Below are 24643 nucleotides of genomic sequence, written 5' to 3'. Positions count from 1 at the left end.
GGACACCCTCTAAGCCATTAAACCAAAAGGGCAGAATAAGTAAAATAGTTAAAATAGATGTGACCAAAAGAGGGTTCTTATGTAGTTCTATTAGGGGTGTTTTATTTAAAATGACATAGCAAAAACAAACGCCTAACATCCAGATGAATATATTTTGTATCTAAATACTTATGTCTACACCGTAGAAGATCATAGCGATCGTTCCTATAAGAAGTGCGGGAAGCATAAAAAAATAAGGTAGTATATGTTTAATATGGAGTTTAGTCATGTGACCCCCTTATACGTAATGCTATACAATATATAACTCATATGACAAACAAAAGGTTTCAGAAATTGTTGAAAGGAATAGAGGAGACGGAGGTGAGAAAATGAAAAAAAGGAGCTAGTGCCCCTTCGGTTTAAGTAATAATTTCAGCATTTAAGTTATAGCGCTTATTAAACTCATCGACAAAAACCTGTAAATCAATATATGTTCCGATATACGGTTCTGTTTCTTGATCGCGTAACAAGCCACAAGTTGCCTTTAATGATTTTGAAAACTCTAGTAACATTTGTTCGTTGTCCAGTTGCACGTGAATCGCAAGAGAATGATCTTTTTTATTTACTTTAAAATATTTACCATCTATGATTCTCTCTAAATTTGTTTCTTGAAATGGAAAAACATAATCTTTATAAATTAGCTTCACAAGATCCCACCTCTTTCACAATAGTTTACTACATCTGTATAAGGTAACTCCCCACCAAAAATAGAGAGGGCACTGCCAATGGTTACATGCAATTTTCCGTTGGCTAATTGATTAAATTTTTCTAAATCCTCCAGCGAACGAACACCACCTGCATAGGTAGTAGGAATAGAAGTCCAGGCAGCTAAATCCCTTACTAGGCTTTCCTGCATTCCCCCCTTTTTTCCTTCAACATCGACGGCATGAATTAAAAGTTCATCACAAAAATCTTCTAGATAGGCAATAGATGCTGCATTGACTTCGAAGTGACTATATGTAGTCCATTTATCTGTCATGACAAACCACTTTCCATCACGCATCTTGCAGCTAAGATCAATGACTAGACGTTCTTTACCTATCAGTTGGTTTAAACACTTTAAACGTGCTAGGTCTAGCTGTCCATCATGAAAAATATAGGATGTCACGATAATATGCGAAGCGCCTGCTTCAATATATTTTTGTGCATTATCAGCCGTGATGCCGCCACCAATTTGTAAGCCCTGAGGATAGGCTGCTAAAGCGGCTAAGGCGGCTTCTTCATTCCCAGAACCAAGCATGATAACATGTCCACCTGTTAAGCGATCTTTTGCAAACATTTGTGCATAGTAGCTAGCGTCATGTGTAGAAATAAAATTTTCTACGACAGCTTGATTTGCATAACCCAAAGTACTTCCTACAATTTGTTTTACTTTGCCATCATGTAAATCGATGCAAGGTCTAAATTCCACTAACTTCACAATCCTTCCGTGCGCTAATTCTTATTTATCATAGCATGGAATAAGAGATAAAGGCAGAGAATTGTCATTTGTCGCAATAATGTAAAAATAAAGTAGAGAATACATTTTTATCTACGATATTTTGATGAGGCTATGGTAAAATAAAAAGATTGAAGACAATAAGAAAGGACGGACCGAACATGACCGATCATCTAGATTTATTTGAACTCAATAAATTCTTTATACTCGGACGTCCAATCGTCTCTATCTTTCATAATGCACAAAATATGTATTCGATTGTACGTGTGAAAATACAAGAGACGAACTTACAATATGAAGATAAAGAAATTATCGTTGTTGGTTATTTTCCACCATTACAAATGGATGAACAATATCGTTTTACGGGTATCTTAAAACAGCATCCTAAATATGGTGCTCAATTTCAAATCGAGACATTTACGAAAGAGGTTCCTGCAACTGAGCAAGGGATTATTCATTATTTATCTAGTGACTTATTTGTAGGAATTGGGAAAAAAACGGCTGAAACGATTGTAGAAAAACTAGGGGCTAATGCTCTTCGTGTTATTTTAGAAGATCCTAGTGCACTTGACGCCGTTCCACGCTTATCCACTGAAAAAAAAGAAGTTATTCATCGCACCATCGAACAAAATCTAGGCCTAGAACGTGTGATGATTCAACTGAATGAGTGGGGCTTTGGTCCACAGCTCGGTATGAAAATCTATCAAACCTATCGAACTGAAGCCATAGAATTACTAACTGAAAATCCATATCGCTTGATCGAAGATGTTGAAGGCGTTGGTTTCTTTCGGGCTGACGAATTAGGGGCTAAACTAGGAATTACTGGTAAACATCCTGATCGTGTCAAAGCAGCGATATTTCATGTGTTAAATACAGCTGCTTTATCAGATGGACACGTCTATTTAGATGCGGAGCATGTCCTACCGCTTGTAAAGGATATGCTTCAACAAAGTCAGCGGCAGGAGATCCCGTTTGAGGACATTTCTAAAGCCTGTATTGAGCTACGTGAAGAAGGTAAAATTTGTGGTGAAGAAACTAGATTATATTTACCATCCCTTTATTTTTCTGAAGTAGGGATTGCCTCTAAAATCGTATCGCTCATTGAGCGAAATAATAAGGCTGAGCATTTTAGTAAGGACGAAATTAGAAAAGCCATTGGAGAAACAGAGGAGCTACTCAATGTCACCTACGCTGAGACACAAGCAAATGCTATTGAACAGGCTTTAAATTCAGCCGTCATGATTTTGACAGGTGGACCGGGTACTGGAAAAACAACGGTTGTACGTGGAGTGGTTGAAGTTTATGCAAAGCTACATGGTTTATCATTAAATCCAAAAGAATATGCTCAAAAAGAAGAACCATTTCCTATCATCCTTTGTGCACCAACTGGACGTGCTGCCAAGCGGTTAGCTGAATCAACTGAGCTTCCTGCAATGACCATTCATCGTCTACTTGGCTTTACAGGGCAAGAAAAAGAGGAAGAAACAGAGCGTGAGGTAACAGGAAAGCTCATCATTGTGGATGAAATGTCTATGGTGGATACATGGCTTGCCCATCAGTTATTAAAAGCTTTACATGAAGATGTCCAGGTTGTTTTTGTAGGGGACCAGGACCAGCTTCCACCAGTAGGGCCAGGACAGGTGTTAAAGGATTTATTAGCATCAAAGCAACTGCCAACTGTTGAACTAACAGATGTTTATCGACAAGCAGAGGGCTCTACAATTATTGAGCTTGCCCATCAAATTAAAAAGGGAACGATTCCAAATGATTTAACAGCTAAAACATCTGATCGTTCGTTTATAAAGGCTTCAGCCGATCAAGTTGCCAATGTTGTCACGCAGGTTGTCAAAAGTGCAGTAGCCAAAGGACAGGAAATTCGCAATATTCAGGTGCTAGCACCCATGTATAAAGGTACGGCTGGTATTGATAATTTAAATAAAATGATTCAAGAGCTCATTAATCCAAATGATACGGGAACAAGAAAAGAGCTGGTCTTTGGTGATGTGACTTATCGCATAAAAGATAAAGTACTTCAGCTGGTCAATCAACCTGAGAGCAATGTTTTTAACGGGGATATGGGCGAGGTCATCAGTATTATTAAAGCAAAAGAAACGATCGAAAAACAGGACTTACTGATCGTATCCTTTGATGGTATCGAGGTAACTTATCAACGCAGTGATTTGAACCAATTGACACTAGCCTATTGCTGCTCTATTCATAAATCTCAAGGCTCTGAGTTTCAAACAGTTATTATGCCAGTTGTCAGAGGATATTCAAAAATGCTGCGGCGTAATCTCTTATACACAGGGATTACTCGTGCTAAAAACTTTTTGATTTTATGTGGTGAACCCGATGTACTTGCAGATGGCTTACAGCGTACAGATGACCTACAGCGTTTCACTTCTTTACGTGCAAGACTTAATCCGATGGATATCAATGAAGAAATTGTGGAAGTAGAGGCTATGTCAATAGAGGAGCAGGAGTTGAACAATCCCGTCTCCATAGCACAAAAGCTAACAGTAGAAACAGCACCATATATTCATCCAATGATTGGGATGAATGATATCTCCCCTTATGATTTTTTAAATGACTAAAATAATTACTATTTGCTGTATATGCCCGATTAGACTGTCTAGTCGGGCTTTTCTATTTAGCCCATCGTCACCTAATATTTGGACATTTCATATACTAGGTGAGTACAAAAACATAGGGAATGTATAGGGGTGACAGCATGCCAATAATGACAGGGCAACAGTATATTGAACGTATAGATGCTTTAAAAACGTATATTTCGATTGATGGGGAAGTCGTGACAGGAAAGGTGTCAGAACATCCTGCATTTAAGGGGATTATGCAGAGTCAAGCAAAACTTTTTGACTTACAACATCAAGGGGCTCTTCTTGAAAAAATGACCTATGAATCGCCAACTAGCAAGCAGAGAGTTGGCATGTCTTTTCTTCAAGTAATGACGCCAGAAGATCTTGTGAAAAGGCGCCATGCGGCAAGGGAATGGGCATTATCTTCCCATGGTTTTATGGGGAGAAGCCCAGATTATATGAATACGACCTTAATGGCCTTAGCTTCAGCGTCAGACTTTTTAAAAGATAAGCCAAATTGTTTTCCAGAGCATTTACTGAAGTTTTATGAGTATGCTCGTGAGAATGATATTACTATGACCCATACCTTTATCGAACCACAGGTAAACCGTAAGCGCTATTATTATGAGGATGAAGAAGTGACGATTGCTGCCAAAATTATTGACAAGACGAGTGAAGGTTTAATCATTAAAGGGGCGAGATTACTAGCAACACAGGGCGGCATAACGGATGAACTGCTCGTTTTATCAACAAATGGTTATGATGAAGGAAAAGGTTTCGGCTTTTCGATACCGAGTAATACGAAGGGCTTAAAGTTTTTATGTCGCCAATCTTTTGTAGGTGGAGATTCCTCATTTGATTATCCATTAAGCTCTCGTTTTGAAGAAATGGATGCGATTGTTGTTTTTGATGATGTAGTTGTCCCTTGGGAACGGGTTTTTTATTACGAAAATGTAGATGTTGCCAATCAATTTATGAATGTTAGTGGCTTCCAAGCATACAGTTTACATCAAGTACTTTCTCGGCAAATTGCGAAGACTGAATTTGTATTAGGTGTTGTGCAGTCGATTGTGGACACCATTAATATCGGTGATTACCAACATGTACAACAAAAAGTAGTGGATGTAATTGTGACACTAGAAACGATGAAGGCAATGCTCGTAAAATCAGAAATAGATGCACAGCGAGATATGTTCGGCTTTCTTCGACCAGACCTCTCAACTTTGCAAGTAGCCATTCAAATTTTCCCGAGAGTATATCCGACTTTTACGGAAATCATCCAACAACTTGGGGCAAGCGGCTTAATGTCCATACCAAGTGCCAAAGCATTTGCAGCAGATGAAGGCGATCTTGATCACTATTTGCAATCATTCCAAGATAAAGGCGAAGAGCGAGTGAAAAAATTTCGTTTAGCTTGGGATTTAACAATGAGTAGTTTTGGCACAAGGCAAACACTGTATGAACGCTTTTTCTTTGGTGATCCAGTGCGTTTATCTAGCCTGCTCTATCAATCGTATAAACGGGACCACTTCGTGCAAAGAGTAGAAGACTTTTTGAAAAATGAATGATTTACAGTTTGACAGTTTGAATTCAATCCGCTATGATTTATAGGAATAAAAGAATAACATCCCTTCGTTAGGTGAGGCTCCTATGCTGGAGATACGCTACTACCCAAAAATGTCGAGAGACGCCAATGGGTCAACAGAAATCATCGAAATAAGGTGTTTTTTAACGTAGCTGGACATATTCCTATGCCGCATAGTGCTAAAACTCAACGTTTGAAGGTAACACGCATGCAACGATTTTTTATTGCTCTTTTTTGATATGTGTATTCAACACGCCTTCATTCGTAGAAGGCGTGTTTTTGTTATGAAAGGAAGGTGATGAGAAATGGATAGTAGTCCTGAACCGAATAAGTATCATTCTAGGCAAACGGAAACAAATAAAAGGCATCCATTTCGGATCACCAACGCAGACAAAAGGCGATAAAGGATGACCTTTTGTTTCCCTCAATAACAAAACATGAGGTGAAGTGCAATGATTAAAATCCACTATTTTAATAGCAGCAACAAGACAGTCCAACATGATTTCAACATGAAGGATTTACAACTACCTATTCATAATGAAGATTTATTATGGGTAGATTTATATGCGTATAGTTATAATGAATTGAATAATATAGCAGATGTATTTGGCTTTCATCCATTAGCAGTTGAAGATTGCTTACATGAAGGCTCCCGTCCGAAAATGGACAATTATGGCGATTATAAATTTTTTGTTTTCCATGCACCCATTTATAATGAAAAAAGTAATAATGAAATTACAACCGTTGAGCTCAATATTTTTATGGGTCCAAACTATGTTGTCACTGTACACAAACGGAAATTGCAATGGCTAGGTCACATGGAAAATGTTTGTGTTAATCGTTCCGAATATATGGAAAAGGGTACTGATTTTTTATTGCATACCATTATAGATGGCATTACAGATGAATATTTTCCAGTATTAGAGCGAATTCGAACTCGCATAGATGAACTAGAAGAAGAAATTTATGAGTATCAACCTAAAGTAGTGACTGAGGAATTTCTTGCACTAAAGCGGGCCATTATTTTAATTCGCCAGGCCATCATGCCGCAAAGAAGAATTTTTTCAACAATCAATGGTCAGTGGAAATTTGAGATACAGGAAGAAAATATCCCATTCTATAAAGATTTAAATGACCATCTAGAACGTATTGTTGACTCTACAGAGACATACCGCGATTTAGTTAACAGTACGCTCGACACATATTTTTCAATTAATAGTGGTAAATCCATTGAAAAGCTGAATTTACTAACAGTTATTTCTACAATAATGTTACCATTATCTGTGATCACTAGCTTTTTTGGTATGAATGTGCCGTTACCTTATCAGGATTCACCTATTGCAACGATTGCAATCAGTGCTTTTCTAGTGCTCTTTACTTGGGGTATGTGGGTATATTTTAAAAAAATGATTGCTTAGATAGCATTAGTCATAGTAGTACTAATTGACAGCACAATAGATTTTTTTTATAATTTCGTTAGAAAAAGTAAAAACGATGATGGAAAAAGTACGTATTTGTGCGTGTACAAGAAAGGGATTTCTAGGCTGGAAAAATCCTCACGACAGCAAATGCCGAAAGCTACTCCAGAGTGCAGCTAATCCCTGCCGTTCACTGACGTTACAAGTGCTAAAGAGGTAAGTAAGCATTTTTTACTTACAACTAGGGTGGTACCGCGAGACAAATGACAAGTCCTCGTCCCTTTTTTGGGGATGAGGGCTTTTTTTATTTTCTTCGATAGTACTCTCCAAAGTGTAATTCATGTAGATCGCAGGATTCTTATCGTGATTTTACAATATAAAATAGGAGGAATTTATCCAATGAAAGCAGTAGATATTCGCCGTATGTATTTGGAATTTTTTAAAGAAAAGGGACATCATCATGAGCCATCAGCGCCACTTGTGCCAATAAATGACCCATCACTACTATGGATTAACTCAGGTGTTGCCACTCTTAAACCATATTTTGATGGTCGTGTTATTCCTGACAATCCACGTATTACGAATGCACAAAAATCGATTCGTACCAATGATATTGAGAACGTTGGGAAAACAGCTCGTCACCATACATTCTTTGAAATGTTAGGAAACTTCTCCATTGGTGACTACTTCAAAAAAGAAGCAATCCATTATGCTTGGGAGTTTTTAACGGATAAAAAATGGATGGGCTTTGATCCAGCGTTATTATCTATCACAATTCACCCTGAAGATCAGGAAGCATATGATGTTTGGCATCAAGAAATCGGTATTCCTGAAGAGCGTTTAATCCGTTTAGAAGGAAACTTCTGGGATATTGGAGAAGGTCCATCTGGTCCTAACTCAGAGATTTTTTATGATCGTGGTGTAGAATATGGCTCAGATGAAAATGATCCTGAAATGTATCCAGGTGGGGAGAACGAACGTTATCTCGAAATTTGGAACCTTGTGTTCTCGCAATTCAACCATAATCCTGATGGTACATACACACCCCTACCAAAGCAAAATATTGATACAGGTATGGGCTTAGAGCGTATTGTATCTGTTGTTCAAAATGTACCAACAAACTTCGATACAGATTTATTCATGCCAATCATTGAAAAAATCGAGGAATTTGCCAACCGTAAATATAAGCGTCCTAGCGAAGTAGATTTAAATGAAATTTTCGGCTCAGAAGAGGATATTAATACACCGTTTAAAGTTATTGCAGACCATATTCGTACAGTAGCTTTTGCCATTGGCGATGGTGCTCTTCCTTCAAACGAAGGACGTGGTTATGTATTGCGTCGTTTATTACGCCGTGCTGTTCGTTATGCTAAACAAATTGGCATTGAGAAGCCATTTATGTTTGAACTGGTACCAACTGTAGGGAAAATCATGGAAGACTTCTATCCAGAAGTAACGGAGAAATGTGAATTTATTCAACGTGTCATTAAAAATGAAGAAATTCGTTTCCATGAAACATTGGACGGTGGTTTAGCAATCTTTAATGCAGTAGTGGAATCGCAAAAAACAGCTGGCCACGATTATATTCCTGGTGCAGATGCCTTCCGTTTATACGATACGTATGGCTTCCCAATCGAATTAACAGAGGAATATGCAGAAGAAGTGGGCATGAAGGTTGATCATGAGGGCTTCGAGGCAGCGATGGAAGAACAGCGGGAACGTGCTCGTGCAGCTCGTCAAGATGTTGATTCTATGCAAGTACAAAATGAAGTATTAGCAAACTTAACAGTTGCAAGTGAATTTGTTGGCTATGATACGTTAACGGTTTCTACTGAAATCGCTGCAATGATCGTCAATGGTCAAGTAGCAAAAGTTGCTTCTGAAGGACAAGAAGCATTCGTTATTTTAGCGAAGACACCATTCTATGCAGAAATGGGTGGTCAAATTGCTGATAGCGGTACTATTTCAAATGATCGTTTTACGGCTATCGTAAAAGATGTTCAAAAAGCACCGAATGGTCAACCGCTTCATACAGTAGTAGTTGAATCTGGTGAAATGCATGTAGAAGATGCAGTGCAAGCAGTGGTCAATCGTGATGACCGTAACTTAATTATTAAAAACCATACAGCGACACATATTATGCAACGTGCATTAAAAGATGTGCTAGGTGATCATGTTAATCAAGCTGGTTCATATGTAGGTCCTGACCGATTACGTTTTGACTTCTCTCATTTTGGTCAAGTTACAAAAGAAGAATTACAGCAAATCGAGCGTATTGTAAATGAGAAAGTGTGGGATGATATAGAGGTCGTTATTGAAGAAAAAGGCATTGACGAAGCGAAAGCGATGGGTGCAATGGCATTGTTCGGTGAAAAATATGGCGATGTAGTTCGTGTCGTCTCAATCGGAGATTATTCGATTGAGCTATGTGGTGGTATCCATGTCAAACGTTCTTCTGAAATTGGCTTCTTCAAAATTGTTTCAGAAGGTGGTATTGGTGCAGGTACTCGCCGTATTGAAGCTGTGACAGGTAAGGTTGCCTATGAAGCAGTAAAAGAGGAAGAAGCTTTATTAAATGAGGCAGCAGCATTATTAAAAGCAAACCCTAAAGATATCGTGACAAAAGTGCAGGCATTGCAGGCTGACTATAAAGAGTTACAACGAGAAAATGAAGCCTTATCCCAAAAAATCGCAAATGCACAGGCAGGAGCTATCGTTGATGCAGCACAAACAATTGGCGATGTGACAGTTCTATCGACAAAAGTAGAGGCGAAGGATAATAATCAACTGCGTCAAATGATGGACGACTTAAAAGTGAAAATGCCAAAAGCAGTTATTGTTCTTGGAGCGGTTGATGGCGAAAAAGTTATGTTATGCGCTGGGGTTTCCAAAGAATTAGTTGGTGGTAATTACCATGCGGGGAATATTGTGAAAATGGTTGCAGAAGCTTGTGGCGGTAAAGGTGGCGGTCGCCCAGATATGGCGATGGCAGGTGCAAAGGATGCCTCAAAACTTGATGAAGCACTAGTTTCTGTGTATGATTATATTAAATCCATTTAACTTCTTTCAACGAAAAGAAGTGAAAGCCTCTGGCTGATTTCGAACGTAATTATGCCGAGGTATAATTGATAATACGCCAAAACATGTTATAATAAAGAGAAATTGGAGATGAGCTTGTCTGCACATCTCCTTATTTCTGAAAGCGAGGTGCTGGTCATGAGTTCATTTGATCAAACGATGAAATTTAATTTTCCAGAAGAATCAATGGAACAGGAAGTCAAGCAAGTAATGTTGAAAGTACATTCTTCATTAGAGGAAAAGGGATATAACCCTATCAATCAGATTGTTGGTTACTTACTTTCTGGTGATCCGGCGTATATTCCTCGCCATCAGGATGCTCGTAATTTAATTCGCAAGCTTGAGCGTGACGAAATTCTAGAGGAGCTTGTTAAATTTTATATTAAAAAGAATAACGAGGACTAGAAATGAGAATTATGGGATTAGACGTTGGGTCGAAAACTGTTGGGGTTGCTGTTAGTGATGCACTCGGGTGGACTGCCCAAGGTATTGAAACCGTAAAAATTGATGAGGCTAACGGAGAGTTCGGTATTGACCGCATCGCCGAGCTAGTAAAGGAATATGCTATAACAGAATTTGTTGTAGGATATCCGAAAAACATGAATAATACGGTAGGACCGCGTGGAGAAGCATCTGAGGACTATAAAAAGTTGTTGGAAGAAACATTTTCACTACCGGTTAAGTTATGGGATGAACGTTTAACGACGATGGCTGCAGAACGTATGCTAATCGAAGCGGACGTGAGTCGCAAAAAGCGCAAGCAGGTCATTGATAAAATGGCGGCTGTGATGATTTTACAAGGCTACTTAGATAGCAAAAATTAATTGATGAGGTGACTTAGGCATGACACACGAGCATAACCATGAAGAAGAACTACATGTTCAACACATTACAGTGATTGACGAAAACGGAAACGAGCAGCTTTGTGAAGTGATTCACGTTCATGAATCTCCAGAGTTTGGCAAATCATATGTGTTTTACTCAATGGTAGGCGCAGAAGAAGATGAAGATGGCTCAGTTGAAATCTTCGTATCTTCATTTGTACCATCTGAAAATGGTGAAGATGGTGAATTAACACCAATCGAAACTGAAGCAGAGTGGGATATGGTAGAGGACGTTTTAAATGCTTTAGAGGATGAAAACGAAGAATAATCTTCTAACTCAAAGCTTGGAACAAGGATCGCAGCTTGCATTCCTTGTTCCTTTTTTATTGAGCCTCTGTCTAGTAGTTGAATTGTGGAGATACATGTGGGTTTCGCTCAAGAGTGTTGTAAAATCGTTCGTAAAGTGAGAGAAACCGCTCAAAAGTAGGGTGACAGCACTCATCAAATGACTGGAACTACTCAAGAGCCCGCTAATAAAATACTCAACAATAATAGCGTGGGGGTAAATAAAATCCACTTAATAAATGACAGCAAAGGTATAAAGGAGGAACCCAAATGAATGAAGAAACACAAGAATTTACGATAATAGTCGAAGGTGGCAAAGAGCAAAAATGCCGTGTGGTCTTTACATTTGATGCAGAGGACAAGTCTTATGTGTTATTTTCACTTGTAGATGACAAGGGGCAAGAAATCCCGGGGGATATTTCAGCGATGACCTTTGATTATGATGACAATACGGGTGAAATGGCCAATTTACAGCCAGTTGAAACGGATGCCGAATGGGAAATGATTAATGAGGTAGTGTTGACACTTCTTGATGAATTCGATGCAGAGCCCCAGCTTATTACTGTGACCAATGAAGATGGAACAGATCAAATTTGTGAGGTTATTCATACTTTTTCATCTGAGCAATTTGGTAAATCGTATGTTTTATATGTTCCAGCGACGGATGAACCTATGGAAGAACGTGATATTTTTGCAGCTCAATATTTGTCTGGAAATGACGGTTCTATAGAAGAATTATTACCAATTGAAACGGATGAAGAATGGGCCTTTGTTGAGGATGTATTAAACGAATTGTAAAAACTGTGAGTGGTTGTTAGCCACTCACAGTTTTTTATGTTGTTGAAAAAAGGTGATGTCAATAGCAGAAAAAGAACCTTTAGCAAGGCGAGGGGTTGATTTCCGTTCCACCAGCGTCCTTTCCAGGGGGTGTCCGATGAGCCACTTCACTTACTGCGTTCGCTCCAGGGTCTCCTCTGTGACGCTAAATCCACTCCAATCAACCATTCTGCAAAAGTGTCTTTTCCTGAACAAAATAGCCCATTATTTATATTATAAGAGAGAATAGCCTCTTACTTTCAATGTGGAGAAGTGATGTGTGACAACACCCCTCCATAAAGAGTAGTAAAGACCTTTGCTAAAAAAGGCAATATTTTTGTGGGTTGGAGTGGAAGGCTACTTGACTCCCGTGGGATAGCGAGACAGGCGAGCCTCTAAACGGAGCGGTAGCAGAGGAAGCGGCTCGGCGCTCGCCCACAGGAAAGCAAGTAGCCTGCAACGGAAATCCTTTTTTACCTTTCGCAAAAATGCTGTGAATCGTTTTGTTTTTCAATACTATGAAACCTCTGAGTGGTTGTTAGCCACTCAGAGGTTTTTGTTTTATTAATAGAAATTTTCTATCAAGGGTCTAAAAATATTCTATCTGCAAATGGAATTTTTGCATTTTCGATTAAATTTAATGAATTTTCGAGAAAAAATATGCATTTTAACTTTAAATTTTCTGAATTTTTTAATAAATGGAACAAAAGGAGCATTGACCAATTCTTAGTAAATAGATAAGATTTGTTTTAAATTAAACCAAGTAAATTTATTAACTAAGGAGGTAATGTGATGAGACTAGGTTGGAAATGGCTTATCGGTGCATTGGTAATAGGCTTGTTGGCTGGTTGCACAAACAAAGAAGAGGCTACTAAAGAGGAGATTGTAACATTAAAAGTAGGGGCAGCCAATGTTCCTCATGCGGAAGTATTGGAGTATTTAGCAAAAGATATTGAAAAAGATGGAGTGAAACTAGACATTACCATTATAAAAGATGCTGTGCAAGCGAACCAACAAACGGCAGATGGTGAGTTGGATTTTAACTATTTTCAACATGTCCCTTTTTTAGAACAGTCGAATAAAGAAAGTCATTTAGATTTAGTCAGTGTAAAAGGAATTCATATTGAGCCATTTGGTGTGTACTCAAAAAAAATAAAAAAAATTAGTGATTTGCCACAAAATGCAAAGGTTGCTGTACCTAATGATGTTGTCAATTTCTCAAGAGCGTTACTACTGTTTCAAAATAATGGTTTGATTGAATTAGATAAAACGAAGAAAGGTGATTATACAGTCGAAGATATTGCGAAAAATGAGAAGAATATTCAATTTATAGGTGTTGATTCTCCACTACTTGTTCGTTCATTAGATGATGTAGAAGCAGCTGCTATCAATACAAATTACGCATTAGAAGGGGGCTATAATCCTGTGAAGGATGCACTGATTATAGAAGATTCAGAATCACCTTATGTCAATATAATAGCCTCGACAAATGAAAAAAAGGATGATCCAGCTATACAAACAATTGTTAAGTGGTTAACAAGTGAAAAGGCACGTTCGTTCTTTGAAGATCAATATAAAGGTGCTGTTGTCCCAGCATTTTAAAGCTGTGCAATCACATAAATGCTAAGGAGGTAGACGTGCATGATTGAGTTTATTGAGACAACAAAAGAATTCCAGGTCGGTACTTCGACTGTAACGGCTCTAAATAAAATCAATTTAACAATTCAGAGGGGGGATATTTTTGGTGTTATCGGTTTTAGTGGTGCTGGTAAGAGCACACTGATTCGGACAGTAAATTTACTGGAGGAGCCAACATCTGGGCAAGTACTTGTGAATGGCAAAGAATTAACCACGCTCACTAAAAGGCAGCTTCGAGAGGAGAAGAAAAATATCGGCATGATTTTTCAACACTTTAATCTCCTGCATTCTAAAACAGTATTTGAAAATGTAGCAATGCCTTTAATCATAAGTGGAGTAAAAAAATCAAATTTGGAAGGTCAAGTAAAAGAGGTTTTAGCATTTGTTGGTTTAGCAGACAAAACGGATCGCTATATTGATGAGCTATCAGGCGGGCAAAAACAAAGAGTCGGCATTGCAAGAGCATTAGTGACAAAACCAACTATCCTTTTATGCGATGAAGCAACTTCGGCTCTCGACCCACAAACGACCAAATCGATTTTAGCCTTACTGAAGAAGGTCAATATCGAGTACGGTATTACAATTTTAATGATTACTCATGAAATGGAGGTTATTCGGGATATTTGTAATCGTGTCGCTGTCATGGAAAATGGAAGAATTATTGAAACAGGCAATGTACTTGAAATTTTCTCCTCACCAAGAGAAGAGACAACTAAAAATTTTGTCCAATCGGTTGTTCGTGATGAAGTTCCACCTTCTGTTTATGAGCAGCTAAAAAGTATAGATGCTTCTAAAAAAATTTACAATTTAAAATTCATAGGAGTAGACGTTGGGCAGCCGATTGTCTCACAGGTGGCGAAAAAGTTTGCTGTAGATGTCAATGTTTTATTCGGCAATATCACAGAATTACAAGGAATTCCATTCGGCCATTTAATCGTGGAGCTCGTTGGTTCTGAAAAAGATATACAAAAAGCATTTCTTTTTATTCAGGCTAAAAATATTCAAATAGAGGAGGTTGTTGCACGTGAAAGTGAGTACACAAATCATTATCGACGCGGTTCTAGATACGTTGTACATGGTTAGCATTTCCTTATTTTTTGGCGCTATTTTAGGCTTTATTTTAGGGGTAATCTTAGTTGTGACGAGAAAAGGGCATATTCTTGAAAATAAATTAATCTTCTCGGTTGTCAATCCGATCGTCAATACATTGCGCTCCATTCCATTCATTATTTTACTTGTTGCAATTATTCCATTCACAAGATTACTCGTTGGCACTGCCATTGGTACGACTGCTGCCATTGTGCCGCTAATCTTGCATATTGGACCATATATTTCAAGATTAATAGAAAATTCATTATTAGAGGTGGATGAAGGCATCATTGAAGCAGCCAAAGCAATGGGAGCCTCTCCATTTCAGATTATTCGAAAATTTTTGTTACCTGAAGCCTTCCCATCGTTAATCTTAAGTGTCACAACTGCAACGATTGGGCTTGTTGGTGCGACGGCCATGGCTGGAGCTGTTGGAGGTGGTGGTTTAGGTGATGTTGCCATTACTTACGGATATCAACGCTTTGATAATACAACGATTTTGGTTACAGTAGTCATTTTAGTTGTACTTGTGCAAATTATTCAAAGCATTGGCAACAGTCTTGAACGAAAAATACGTAGGGTGTCTTAGGGGAGAATGTGAGCATGAAAAAACTGAAATATTTAATAGGGCTTTTTACATTACTATTGTTACTAATGGCATGTGCAGAGGCGGATGAAAAAGATACTGTGAAAGTGGGTATCCGTAGCTCGGAATTGAAAACATGGGCGTATATAAAAGAACAGGCTAGTGAGGAAGGTATTAACTTGGAATTAGTAACATTCTCTGCTCAATATGACCCAAATCAAGCATTGGCAGAGGGAGAAGTAGATATTAATGCTTTTCAACATGTTGCATATTTAAATTTATTTAATACGAACAATAACTCGGATTTACAGGCAATTGGCACAACAATAATGGCACCAATTGGCTTATATTCAAACAAATATAAATCGCTAGATGATATAAAAGAAGGTGCAAAAATTGCTGTACCAAATGATCCTTCCAACTGGGGTAGAGCTTTGCTACTGCTTCAGGAGCATGGACTACTAACAGTAACGGATGATTTTGATGGTAACGGTGGAGAAGACCGTATTAAGGATAATCCCAAAAACTTAATCATTTTGCCTGTTGATGGTGCAACAACGCCACGTGTGATGGAGGATGCTGATTTTGCCATTATTAATAATGGAGTTGCTGTAGAAGCTGGTCTTTTATTGAAGGATGCCATCATTCACGAAAGTGAAACAGCTAAGCCATTTATTAATGTTATCGTGGCAAAGGCAGAAGACAAAAATAATGACATATTGAAGAAAATCGTGGAAATTTATCAGCGAGATGAAACGGGGAAGTTTATTAAAGAAGTGTCAAATGGTAACTATATTCCAGTGGAGCTACCACTGGATGAATTAGCAACATGGAAAGATTTCTATTCATATTAGGAAGGGTGATAACAATGACTAGTAAAAAAGAAATAAAGCTAGCCTTGTATTTAATAGGAGCAGGTATGCATGTTGCTGCATGGAGGCACCCATCTGCCCAAGCAAATGCAAGCATCGATATTCAGGCATTACAAAAAGTAGCTCAGATTGCGGAAAGAGGAAAGTTTGATATAGCTTTTGTTGCCGACAGTTTAGCCATTAATCATGAGTCACATCCACATATTTTAAATCGCTTTGATCCATTAATTCAAATTACGGCTTTAGCGTCGGCAACAACTAAAATTGGACTGGGTGCAACAGCTTCAACCACATACAGTGAGCCATATGTGCTGGCAAGACAGTTAATGTCCATCGATCATATAAGCAATGGGAGAGTTGCTTGGAACTTAGTAACCACAGCAGATGCCACAGGAGAAACGGCATTAAATTTTAGCCGCGATAAGCATTGGGAGCATGATCATCGCTATGAACGTGCAGAGGAATTTATCGATGTTGTTCAATCACTATGGGATTCATGGGAAGACGATGCTTTTCTCTATGATCGAGATAATAATCTATTTTATGATCGTCTTAAAGTGCATGAAACATCATTTAAGGGCAACTATTTATCTGTCAAAGGTCCATTAAATATTGCTCGTTCTGTACAGGGGCAGCCTGTTATTGTGCAGGCTGGTGCATCTAAACCAGGCCAACAATTAGCTGCACGTACAGCGGAAGTTGTATTTGTCCATTGGGATGATATTGAAAAATCGAAAGAACACTATCGGCAATTAAAGGCACAGCTTCCTCCCTTTGGACGTAAGGAGGAGGAGCTCCTTGTTTTACAAGGAATTTCCCCAATAGTAGGTGATACAGAGGAGGAGGCAATTCGTAAATTTAATGAATTACAGTCATTGATTGATCCATACGAAAGCTTAAAATTTGTTTCGGGGTACATGGGGAATGTTGACTTTTCAAAGTATCCCCTCGATACACCTGCTATTGAAGTGGAATTCCCAGAAGTTAATAGTATTCAAAGTCACTTCTATGAACACTTAGAGATTATTAAGAAGGAAAATTTAAAAGTTGGTGATTTGTATGCACGCCTTTTTGGACCTGCAAAGCGCGATGCTTTTGTCGGAACACCAACACAAATAGCGGATGAGATGGAGCGTTGGATAATAGAGCAAGCAGCAGATGGCTTTATGCTACAGTTTCCGTTATTACCACGTGATTTAGAAGATTTTGTTGACAAGGTTGTACCGATTTTGCAGGAGCGAGGTATTTATCGTAAAGATTATACGGGCACAACATTAAGAGAGCATTTAGGCTTGAAAAAACCGCTGAATCGCTTTGCTAAAAGTAAGGTGAATCAGGAATGATGGATATTTTTATTCGAAATGAACGAGAGCAAAGGCTTGTTCAATATGCTCAGAATTTAGCGCAACAAATTGAGAAGACAGCTAACCAATATGATGAGAGTGGAAAATTTCCGTTTGAGCATTTTAAAATTTTAGAAGATGCAGGCTATTTTCGACTAACAGTGCCTCAAAAATATGGAGGAGAAGAAATTTCTTTATACGAGATGTTATTAGTGCAGGAACAATTAGCTAGAGGCGATGCTTCCACTGCCTTGTCTGTTGGCTGGCATTTATTGACGTTTTTGAATGTTCGTGAGGCAAAAACATGGCCGGAACCTATCTTTGCAGAATTATGCCGAAAAGCAGTTGAGGAAGGCTCACTTTTGAATATTATTAGCAGTGAACGTGGAAAGGGGAATATTTCTCGGGGGAGTTTACCTGGTACAATTGCTAAAAAGGTGCCAGGGGGATATTGCATTACTGGTGAAAAAGCATTTGCTTCATTAGCGCCGATTTTAAAACAATTCACCATTATTGCTTATCTGGAAGAAGAAAACCTAACAGCGGAATTTCTAATAACGAAAAACGAACAGGTGGAAATTGTTGAAACATGGGATGCAATGGGCATGAGGGCAACAGGTAGTCATGATATTATTTTTCATGATACGTTTGTACCAGAGGCAGCGTTGCTTTACAGACATCATCCAAATGGAGTTAATCGTTTTTTAGCTGATGGTCGAGTCTATTCGTTAGAGATTCCAGCCGTTTATTTAGGAGTGGCAGGAGCAGCAAGAGATTATGCAATTGATTTTGCCAAAAATACGTATTCACATAGCTTAGAAAATACAATCGCTCATGCTAGTCATGTCCAACAAAGGATTGGTGAAATAGAAGTACTTTATCAAACTGCACGAAGAACATTGTATAGTATTGCAACACAGGTAGAACAAAATCCAGCTCTTAAGGAGCAACTATCAGAGTCTGTTAGTATCGCAAAGTATGTAATTTGTAATTACGCCATCGATATAGTAACAAAAGCCATGCAAGTTGTAGGGGGACGAAGTTTATCTAAAGAAAACAAAATCCAGCGTCTATTTAGAGATGTTCAATGTAGTCGCTTTAATCCGCCAGCAGATGATGTGGTGATAGCTCAACTTGCTATGGGATTACTTGCGGATAAGAAGCAAGAAACTTTTCAATTATAGTTTATATAATGAAGATTTTGAACCGTGCAAGATTTTATAGAGAGAGGATCTGCCAGTAAAAATAGCTGGCAGATTTTTTTTACATATACAATTTCTCCTGAATTGTCGATTTCTGTTTGTCGTGAAAGTTGATTTCTAGTATGATATTGATTAGTGATAGGGGGGAAACCCGTGGATAACGGTTCTAAAAAACAAGAAATGTTTTCAAAAATGCAGGAAAGAAAATTTGAGGTAAAAATCGTGAGAAAAATCGTTGCAATTATTGCGATTGTTTTCGTGCTTATAATCGGTGTTGTTGGTATTCTTGGGTACAACTATGTCAAGGGTGCATTAAAGCCACTCGATCCTAATGCGACGAAGACCATTGCTGTGGAAGTACCTATTGGTTCTAGTTTATCATCCATTTCCACGCTGCTAGAGAAAAAAGACGTCATTAAAGATGCACGTGTTTTTAAATACTATGCAAAATTTAAAAATGAATCTCAATTCCAAGCAGGAAATTATGATCTAACACAGGCGATGACATTCGATGAACTGATCGAAAGCTTGAAAACAGGGAAAGTCTACCGTAAGCCTGTCTTTACAATGACAGTTCCGGAGGGCTTAACACTTGAACAAATTGGGAATGTGATTGAAAAGAAAACACCATACACAAAACAGGAATTTATGGATCTTGTGACGAGTGATACATTTGTTCAGCAAATGATGGCCAATTATCCTGAACTTGTCACGGAGGCTGTGTTAGCGGATAATATTCGCTATGATTTAGAGGGCTATCTCTACCCAGCCACTTACTCTTACTATGAAGAAAAACCATCATTACAGGGAATTGTAGAAGAGATGATAGCGGCGATGAATAATGTGGTGAAGAACTATAGTGATGTTTTAGCAGAAAAACAAATGTCGGTGCATCAGCTGTTAACATTTGCCTCATTATTAGAAGAAGAAGCGACAGCTCAAACAGATCGAGAGACAATCGCAAGTGTCTTCTATAATCGAATAAATGAAGGCATGCCATTACAGACAGACCCGACCGTGTTATATGCACTTGGTGATCATAAAGATCGTGTGCTTTTTGAAGATTTAGAAGTGGATAATGCTTATAACACTTATAAAAATAAAGGCTTACCACCTGGACCAATCGCTGGTGCTGGTAAAACTTCTATTGAGGCAACATTAAATCCAAGTCAAACCGACTATTTCTATTTCTTAGCAGATAAAGAGGGTGTTAATCACTTCTCGAAAACATATGATGAGCATTTACAGAAAATAGCAAAATATTTACAAAAAGAAGAATAAGCGTTTAGGAAGAGCAAAAAGTATATAGCAAACAGATGGATAGAAGGAAAGAAAAATAGCTTTCCTTCTATTTTCATGCTATTATAAAGTGTGATTTTTGATCAATCCGTTCATTTATGCGGGACAAATATGCGTGGTAGCAATTGTTGGAGCATATCTAAACAATTGCTCATTTTTGTATGGCAAAGTACCAAGACATCACGTTTGGTCTTTTTCTTTTTGTTGATAAATGATGAAGTACAGACAACGGCAAACGCCCGTTGCCTTTTAAATGAGGGTGAAACAATGGAATTATCAGATGCATATATACAATCATTTATACAGCCACGTAATGAATTGCTTTTAGAGATGGAAGCATACGCGGAGGAGAATCATGTACCGATTATGCAATTAGCAGGTATTGACGCATTAAATCAACTGTTACGTATTCAAAATCCGTCAAAAATTTTAGAGATAGGCACAGCAATTGGCTATTCTGCTATTCGAATGGCAGAGGCATTGCCCAATGTCCAAATTGTTACAATTGAACGTGATCAAGAGCGTGTAACAAGGGCGAAAGCCTATATTCGACGTTCTACTGTATCAGATCGAATTACGGTCATTGAGGGTGACGCTTTAGAGGTGAACGACGAGGCTATTGATACGACTTTCGATGCGGTCTTTATCGATGCCGCAAAGGGACAGTATCAACGCTTTTTTGAAAAATACGCCCCTTTAGTGAATTCAGGTGGGGTTTTGTATATCGATAATATGTACATGCATGGCCTGTCTGATTTAGAGCTGAAGGATGTGCCACGTCGTAAGCGGACAATGATTCGCAATTTAAAAAACTTCACAGATTGGATTATGCAGCACCCAGATTATACAAGTGCTTTTTTGCCAGTCGGTGACGGTTTATTACTATGTTTGAAGAGGTGACTACTATGAAAAAACCAGAATTGCTTGTGACACCACAATCAGTAGAACATATAAAAGCACTTTTAGAAGCTGGAGCAGATGCTTTTGTTATTGGTGAGCAACAATTTGGTCTACGTCTAGCTGGAGAGTTCTCTGTTGAAGAGGTGGAAGAAGCGACGAAGCTAATTCACGCAGCAGGTAAAAAGGTTTATGTTGCGGTCAATGCACTTTTTCATAATGAGAAACTGGAGGCACTGGCAGACTATTTAAAAGAAATGCAACGTATCGGAGTGGATCGTTTAATTTATGGTGATCCAGCGGTACTTATTATTCGCCGCGAGCAAGCCGTGACGATTCCATTACATTGGAATCCAGAAACGACTGCTACAAACTGGTTTACAGCGAATTACTGGGGGAAACGTGGTGCAAAGCGTGCCGTATTAGCACGTGAACTTTCTCTTGATGAAGTATTAGAAATTAAAGAAAATACTGAGATGGAGATTGAGGTACAAGTACATGGCATGACGTGTATGTTCCAATCGAAACGCCCATTACTTGGTCATTATTTCTTATATCAAGATAAGGTGATGGCCATTGAAAACCGTCAAGAAAATCGTAATATGTTCCTACATGACGATGAGCGAAATAATAAATATCCTATTTATGAAGATGTCAATGGGACACATATTTTCAGTCCAAATGATATGTGTATAATTGATGAGCTTGGTGAATTATTCGAAGGTGGCATTGATGCCCTGAAAATCGAGGGTGTTCTACAAACACCAGACTATGTAGTAACGGTTACAGAAATCTATCGCAAAGCCATCGATACGTATTTTGATGAATCAGAAAACGCGTATGAAGAGATAAAAGATGATTTATTAGCACGAATTGAAGATATTCAACCAGCCATTAGACCATTAGATACAGGCTTTATCTTCAAGGAAACAGTTTACTAGGAGGGGCAATACCATGGCATTAGCATTAGAACAAAATGACAAAATCCGTGAGATTGTCGACGGTAAACGTGTCATTACTAAAAAACCAGAGCTACTTGCCCCAGCAGGTAGCTTAGAGAAATTAAAAGTAGCTGTTCATTATGGAGCAGATGCGGTATTTATTGGTGGACGAGAATTTGGACTACGTTCCAATGCAGACAACTTCTCGATTGAAGAGATGCGTGAAGGTGTCGAATTTGCCAAACAATATGGGGCAAAAATTTATGTCACGACAAATATTTTTGCTCACAATGAAAATATGGATGGCTTAGAGCGTTACTTAAAGGATATTGAATCAGCAGGCGTAACAGGAATTATCGTTGCAGACCCACTGATTATTGAAACATGTCGTACAGCAGCACCTAAGCTTGAAATTCATCTTTCTACACAGCAATCACTGTCCAATTGGAAGGCTGTTCAGTACTGGAAAGAAGAAGGCTTACATCGTGTCGTTTTAGCACGTGAAGTAGGCGGAGAAGAAATGAAGCTGATGAAGGAAAAGGTTGATATTGAAATCGAGGCTTTCGTTCATGGTGCAATGTGTATCGCCTACTCTGGTCGTTGTGTTCTGTCCAATCATATGACTGCTCGTGACTCTAACCGCGGTGGTTGCTGTCAATCATGCCGTTGGGACTATGATTTATATGAATTAGAAGATGGTGAAGAAAAAGCACTGTTCGATGACAAGCACGCATCTTTTGCGATGAGTCCAAAAGATTTAAAATTAATCGAAGCAATTCCTCATATGATTGAGCTTGGGATCGATTCGTTAAAAGTTGAAGGTCGTATGAAATCCATTCATTATGTTGCGACAGTTGTTTCAGTGTACCGTAAAGTGATTGATGCTTACTGTGCAGGTCCAGAAAACTTTAAAATTAAACGCGAGTGGCTCGAAGAATTGGATAAATGCGCCAACCGTGATACGGCTGAAGCATTCTTCCATGATGCACCTGGCTTCGAGGAGCAAATGTTTGGAGTACATGGTCGTAAAACAACGTATGAATTTGCAGGTCTTATTTTAGATCATGATCCAGAAACAAAAATAGTAACGATGCAACAACGAAATTATTTTAAACCTGGTGATGAAGTAGAATTCTTTGGTCCTGAAATTGAAAATTTCCGTTTAACAATGGGCGAAATTTGGGACGAGGATGGCAATAGCCTAGATGCTGCCCGTCATCCATTACAAATTGTGAAATTTAAATGTGACACACCATTAAAACCGCATAATATGATGCGAAAGGAGAATAACTAATGGCAGCAAAGCGACCAGTTGTCATCGGAATCGCTGGTGGCTCATGCTCTGGAAAAACGAGTGTGACGCGCGCCATTTATGAAGTTTTCCGTGAGCATTCCGTTGTGGTGATTGAACAAGATTTTTATTATAAAGATCAAAGTCATTTAACATTTGAAGAACGCTTAGGTACAAACTACGATCATCCGTTGGCTTTCGATAATGATTTATTAATTGAGCACATAAAAAAATTGTTAGTGCGTCAACCAATTGAAAAACCTGTTTATGACTATGTGCAGCATACGAGAGCAGAAGAAGTGATCCATGTTGAACCAGTAGATGTTATTATCCTAGAAGGTATTCTAGTGCTAGAAGATGCTGATTTACGTGATTTAATGGATATTAAATTATTCGTAGACACAGACTCAGATTTACGAATTATTCGTCGTATCATGCGTGATATTAAAGAGCGTGGTCGTACAACTGATTCGGTTATTGAGCAGTATTTAGCAGCGGTTCGACCTATGCATAATTTATTTATTGAACCAACGAAACGTTATGCTGATATCATTATTCCAGAAGGTGGGGATAATGAGGTGGCAATTGATTTAATGGTAACGAAAATTAAAACTATTCTTGAAACCGACAACGTATTGTAATAAGATAGAGTGGTATTGACAATATTTTCATGCATATTTAAAAAAAGCATGCATACTATTAGGTCAAAGCGTAATTTGAAAAAGTTTAAAAATAATAAAATTCGATTAAATGCATCTTCCGTGCATTTAGTCGAGTTTTATGTTTTTATATTGAAGAAACAAGGAGTGAAGGACTTTGGCAAATGAAAAACAGTACCCTATGACAGCTGAGGGAAAACGTAAATTAGAAGAAGAATTAGTAAAATTAGAAACAGAAACACGTAAAGAAATCGTTGAACGTATTAAAATAGCACGTGATTTTGGAGATCTATCTGAAAATGCTGAGTATGATTCAGCAAAAGAAGAGCAAGCCTTTTTAGAAGGTCGTATTTCTACATTAAAATCAATGATTCGTAACGCAGTGATTATTTCTGAGGATGAGACAGATAACAGTGTTGTATCACTTGGGAAAACGGTTACATTTGTAGAAATCATTAATGGTAAACCGTCATCAGATGAAGAATCGTATACAATTGTTGGTTCTGCTGAGGCAGATCCAATGGAATTCCGCATTTCAAATGAATCGCCAATTGCAAAGGGTCTACTTGGTCGTGCTGAAGGTGAAGAAGTTGCCGTACAAACACCTGGTGGCGAAATGAAAGTGAAAATTATTTCCATTAAATAATGTGTAAGTGTACAAGCAGTTAGCCTTAGGCTGACTGCTT

22 protein-coding genes, 1 riboswitch and 1 other annotated feature are annotated in these 24643 nt (G+C 38.3%); of the genes, 20 read left to right on the top strand and 2 right to left on the bottom strand.

Annotated features, from left to right (window positions below; translation table 11 throughout):
- Window positions 1–398 precede the first annotated feature (398 nt).
- Window positions 399–686 (bottom strand): hypothetical protein, encoded by a 288-nt coding sequence (locus NST76_RS14950; protein WP_036124345.1) that lies wholly within the window; start codon window positions 684–686, stop codon window positions 399–401.
- A complete protein-coding gene (hisA, locus tag NST76_RS14945; RefSeq protein ID WP_271910490.1) occupies window positions 683–1450 on the bottom strand; it encodes a phosphoribosylformimino-5-aminoimidazole carboxamide ribotide isomerase in 768 nt (255 codons plus the stop codon). The genes NST76_RS14950 and hisA overlap by 4 nt, the downstream gene beginning before the upstream one ends.
- 188 nt (window positions 1451–1638) lie before the next feature.
- On the opposite strand from hisA, the gene NST76_RS14940 reads away from it, so the two are divergent.
- The 20 genes from NST76_RS14940 (at window position 1639) to greA (ending at window position 24603) form a co-directional block, all read left to right on the top strand.
- Window positions 1639–4071 carry an ATP-dependent RecD-like DNA helicase gene (locus NST76_RS14940; RefSeq protein ID WP_058844063.1) on the top strand — a complete coding sequence of 811 codons (2433 nt, stop codon included), beginning with the start codon at window positions 1639–1641 and terminating at the stop codon, window positions 4069–4071.
- A gap of 137 nt (window positions 4072–4208) precedes the next feature.
- Window positions 4209–5642, top strand: a complete 1434-nt coding sequence (gene hpaB / locus NST76_RS14935; protein ID WP_271910489.1) for a 4-hydroxyphenylacetate 3-monooxygenase, oxygenase component — start codon at window positions 4209–4211, stop codon at window positions 5640–5642.
- A gap of 56 nt (window positions 5643–5698) precedes the next feature.
- Window positions 5699–5864: riboswitch (M-box (ykoK) riboswitch) on the top strand.
- A 247-nt stretch (window positions 5865–6111) separates the two neighbouring features.
- Window positions 6112–7077 carry a magnesium transporter CorA family protein gene (locus NST76_RS14930; protein WP_036124338.1) on the top strand — a complete coding sequence of 322 codons (966 nt, stop codon included), beginning with the start codon at window positions 6112–6114 and terminating at the stop codon, window positions 7075–7077.
- A 67-nt stretch (window positions 7078–7144) separates the two neighbouring features.
- Window positions 7145–7362: a binding site (T-box leader), on the top strand.
- A gap of 114 nt (window positions 7363–7476) precedes the next feature.
- Window positions 7477–10137, top strand: a complete 2661-nt coding sequence (gene alaS, locus NST76_RS14925; protein WP_342534984.1) for an alanine--tRNA ligase — start codon at window positions 7477–7479, stop codon at window positions 10135–10137.
- A 156-nt stretch (window positions 10138–10293) separates the two neighbouring features.
- On the top strand, window positions 10294–10560 hold the full coding sequence (locus tag NST76_RS14920; RefSeq protein ID WP_004226839.1) for an IreB family regulatory phosphoprotein: 267 nt from the start codon (window positions 10294–10296) through the stop codon (window positions 10558–10560).
- A gap of 2 nt (window positions 10561–10562) precedes the next feature.
- Window positions 10563–10979: a Holliday junction resolvase RuvX gene (gene ruvX / locus NST76_RS14915; RefSeq protein ID WP_036124334.1), complete on the top strand. Its 417-nt coding sequence runs from the start codon at window positions 10563–10565 to the stop codon at window positions 10977–10979.
- A gap of 19 nt (window positions 10980–10998) precedes the next feature.
- Complete coding sequence (locus NST76_RS14910; protein ID WP_036124332.1) at window positions 10999–11307, top strand: DUF1292 domain-containing protein; 309 nt, start codon at window positions 10999–11001, stop codon at window positions 11305–11307.
- Window positions 11308–11594: 287 nt separating this feature from the next.
- Window positions 11595–12122 (top strand): DUF1292 domain-containing protein, encoded by a 528-nt coding sequence (locus NST76_RS14905; RefSeq protein WP_036124330.1) that lies wholly within the window; start codon window positions 11595–11597, stop codon window positions 12120–12122.
- 810 nt (window positions 12123–12932) lie between these two features.
- Window positions 12933–13742: a MetQ/NlpA family ABC transporter substrate-binding protein gene (locus NST76_RS14900; RefSeq protein WP_342534983.1), complete on the top strand. Its 810-nt coding sequence runs from the start codon at window positions 12933–12935 to the stop codon at window positions 13740–13742.
- 39 nt (window positions 13743–13781) lie between these two features.
- Complete coding sequence (locus NST76_RS14895; protein ID WP_036121963.1) at window positions 13782–14861, top strand: ATP-binding cassette domain-containing protein; 1080 nt, start codon at window positions 13782–13784, stop codon at window positions 14859–14861.
- Complete coding sequence (locus tag NST76_RS14890; RefSeq protein WP_230593802.1) at window positions 14854–15456, top strand: methionine ABC transporter permease; 603 nt, start codon at window positions 14854–14856, stop codon at window positions 15454–15456. The genes NST76_RS14895 and NST76_RS14890 overlap by 8 nt, the downstream gene beginning before the upstream one ends.
- A 14-nt stretch (window positions 15457–15470) precedes the next feature.
- On the top strand, window positions 15471–16307 hold the full coding sequence (locus tag NST76_RS14885; protein WP_036121957.1) for a MetQ/NlpA family ABC transporter substrate-binding protein: 837 nt from the start codon (window positions 15471–15473) through the stop codon (window positions 16305–16307).
- Between the two features lie 14 nt (window positions 16308–16321).
- A complete protein-coding gene (locus NST76_RS14880; RefSeq protein WP_342534982.1) occupies window positions 16322–17668 on the top strand; it encodes an LLM class flavin-dependent oxidoreductase in 1347 nt (448 codons plus the stop codon).
- Window positions 17665–18852 (top strand): acyl-CoA dehydrogenase family protein, encoded by a 1188-nt coding sequence (locus NST76_RS14875; RefSeq protein ID WP_058844211.1) that lies wholly within the window; start codon window positions 17665–17667, stop codon window positions 18850–18852. The genes NST76_RS14880 and NST76_RS14875 overlap by 4 nt, the downstream gene beginning before the upstream one ends.
- A 171-nt stretch (window positions 18853–19023) precedes the next feature.
- A complete protein-coding gene (gene mltG, locus NST76_RS14870; protein WP_342544089.1) occupies window positions 19024–20151 on the top strand; it encodes an endolytic transglycosylase MltG in 1128 nt (375 codons plus the stop codon).
- A gap of 285 nt (window positions 20152–20436) precedes the next feature.
- Window positions 20437–21069 carry an O-methyltransferase gene (locus NST76_RS14865; protein WP_036121943.1) on the top strand — a complete coding sequence of 211 codons (633 nt, stop codon included), beginning with the start codon at window positions 20437–20439 and terminating at the stop codon, window positions 21067–21069.
- 5 nt (window positions 21070–21074) lie between these two features.
- A complete protein-coding gene (locus NST76_RS14860) occupies window positions 21075–22007 on the top strand; it encodes a peptidase U32 family protein (protein WP_036121940.1) in 933 nt (310 codons plus the stop codon).
- A gap of 13 nt (window positions 22008–22020) precedes the next feature.
- A complete protein-coding gene (locus tag NST76_RS14855; protein ID WP_342544088.1) occupies window positions 22021–23301 on the top strand; it encodes a U32 family peptidase in 1281 nt (426 codons plus the stop codon).
- Window positions 23301–23939 carry a uridine kinase gene (gene udk, locus NST76_RS14850; RefSeq protein ID WP_036121933.1) on the top strand — a complete coding sequence of 213 codons (639 nt, stop codon included), beginning with the start codon at window positions 23301–23303 and terminating at the stop codon, window positions 23937–23939. Before NST76_RS14855 ends, udk begins: the two co-directional genes overlap by 1 nt.
- A 175-nt stretch (window positions 23940–24114) precedes the next feature.
- Window positions 24115–24603, top strand: a complete 489-nt coding sequence (greA, locus tag NST76_RS14845; protein WP_036121930.1) for a transcription elongation factor GreA — start codon at window positions 24115–24117, stop codon at window positions 24601–24603.
- Window positions 24604–24643: the final 40 nt, after the last annotated feature.

Origin of the sequence: Lysinibacillus sp. FSL W7-1291 (assembly GCF_038593415.1) — a bacterium.
GTDB classification, from domain to species: Bacteria; Bacillota; Bacilli; order Bacillales_A; family Planococcaceae; genus Lysinibacillus; species Lysinibacillus fusiformis_D.
This window is presented reverse-complemented; position numbering and strand designations above follow the sequence as displayed.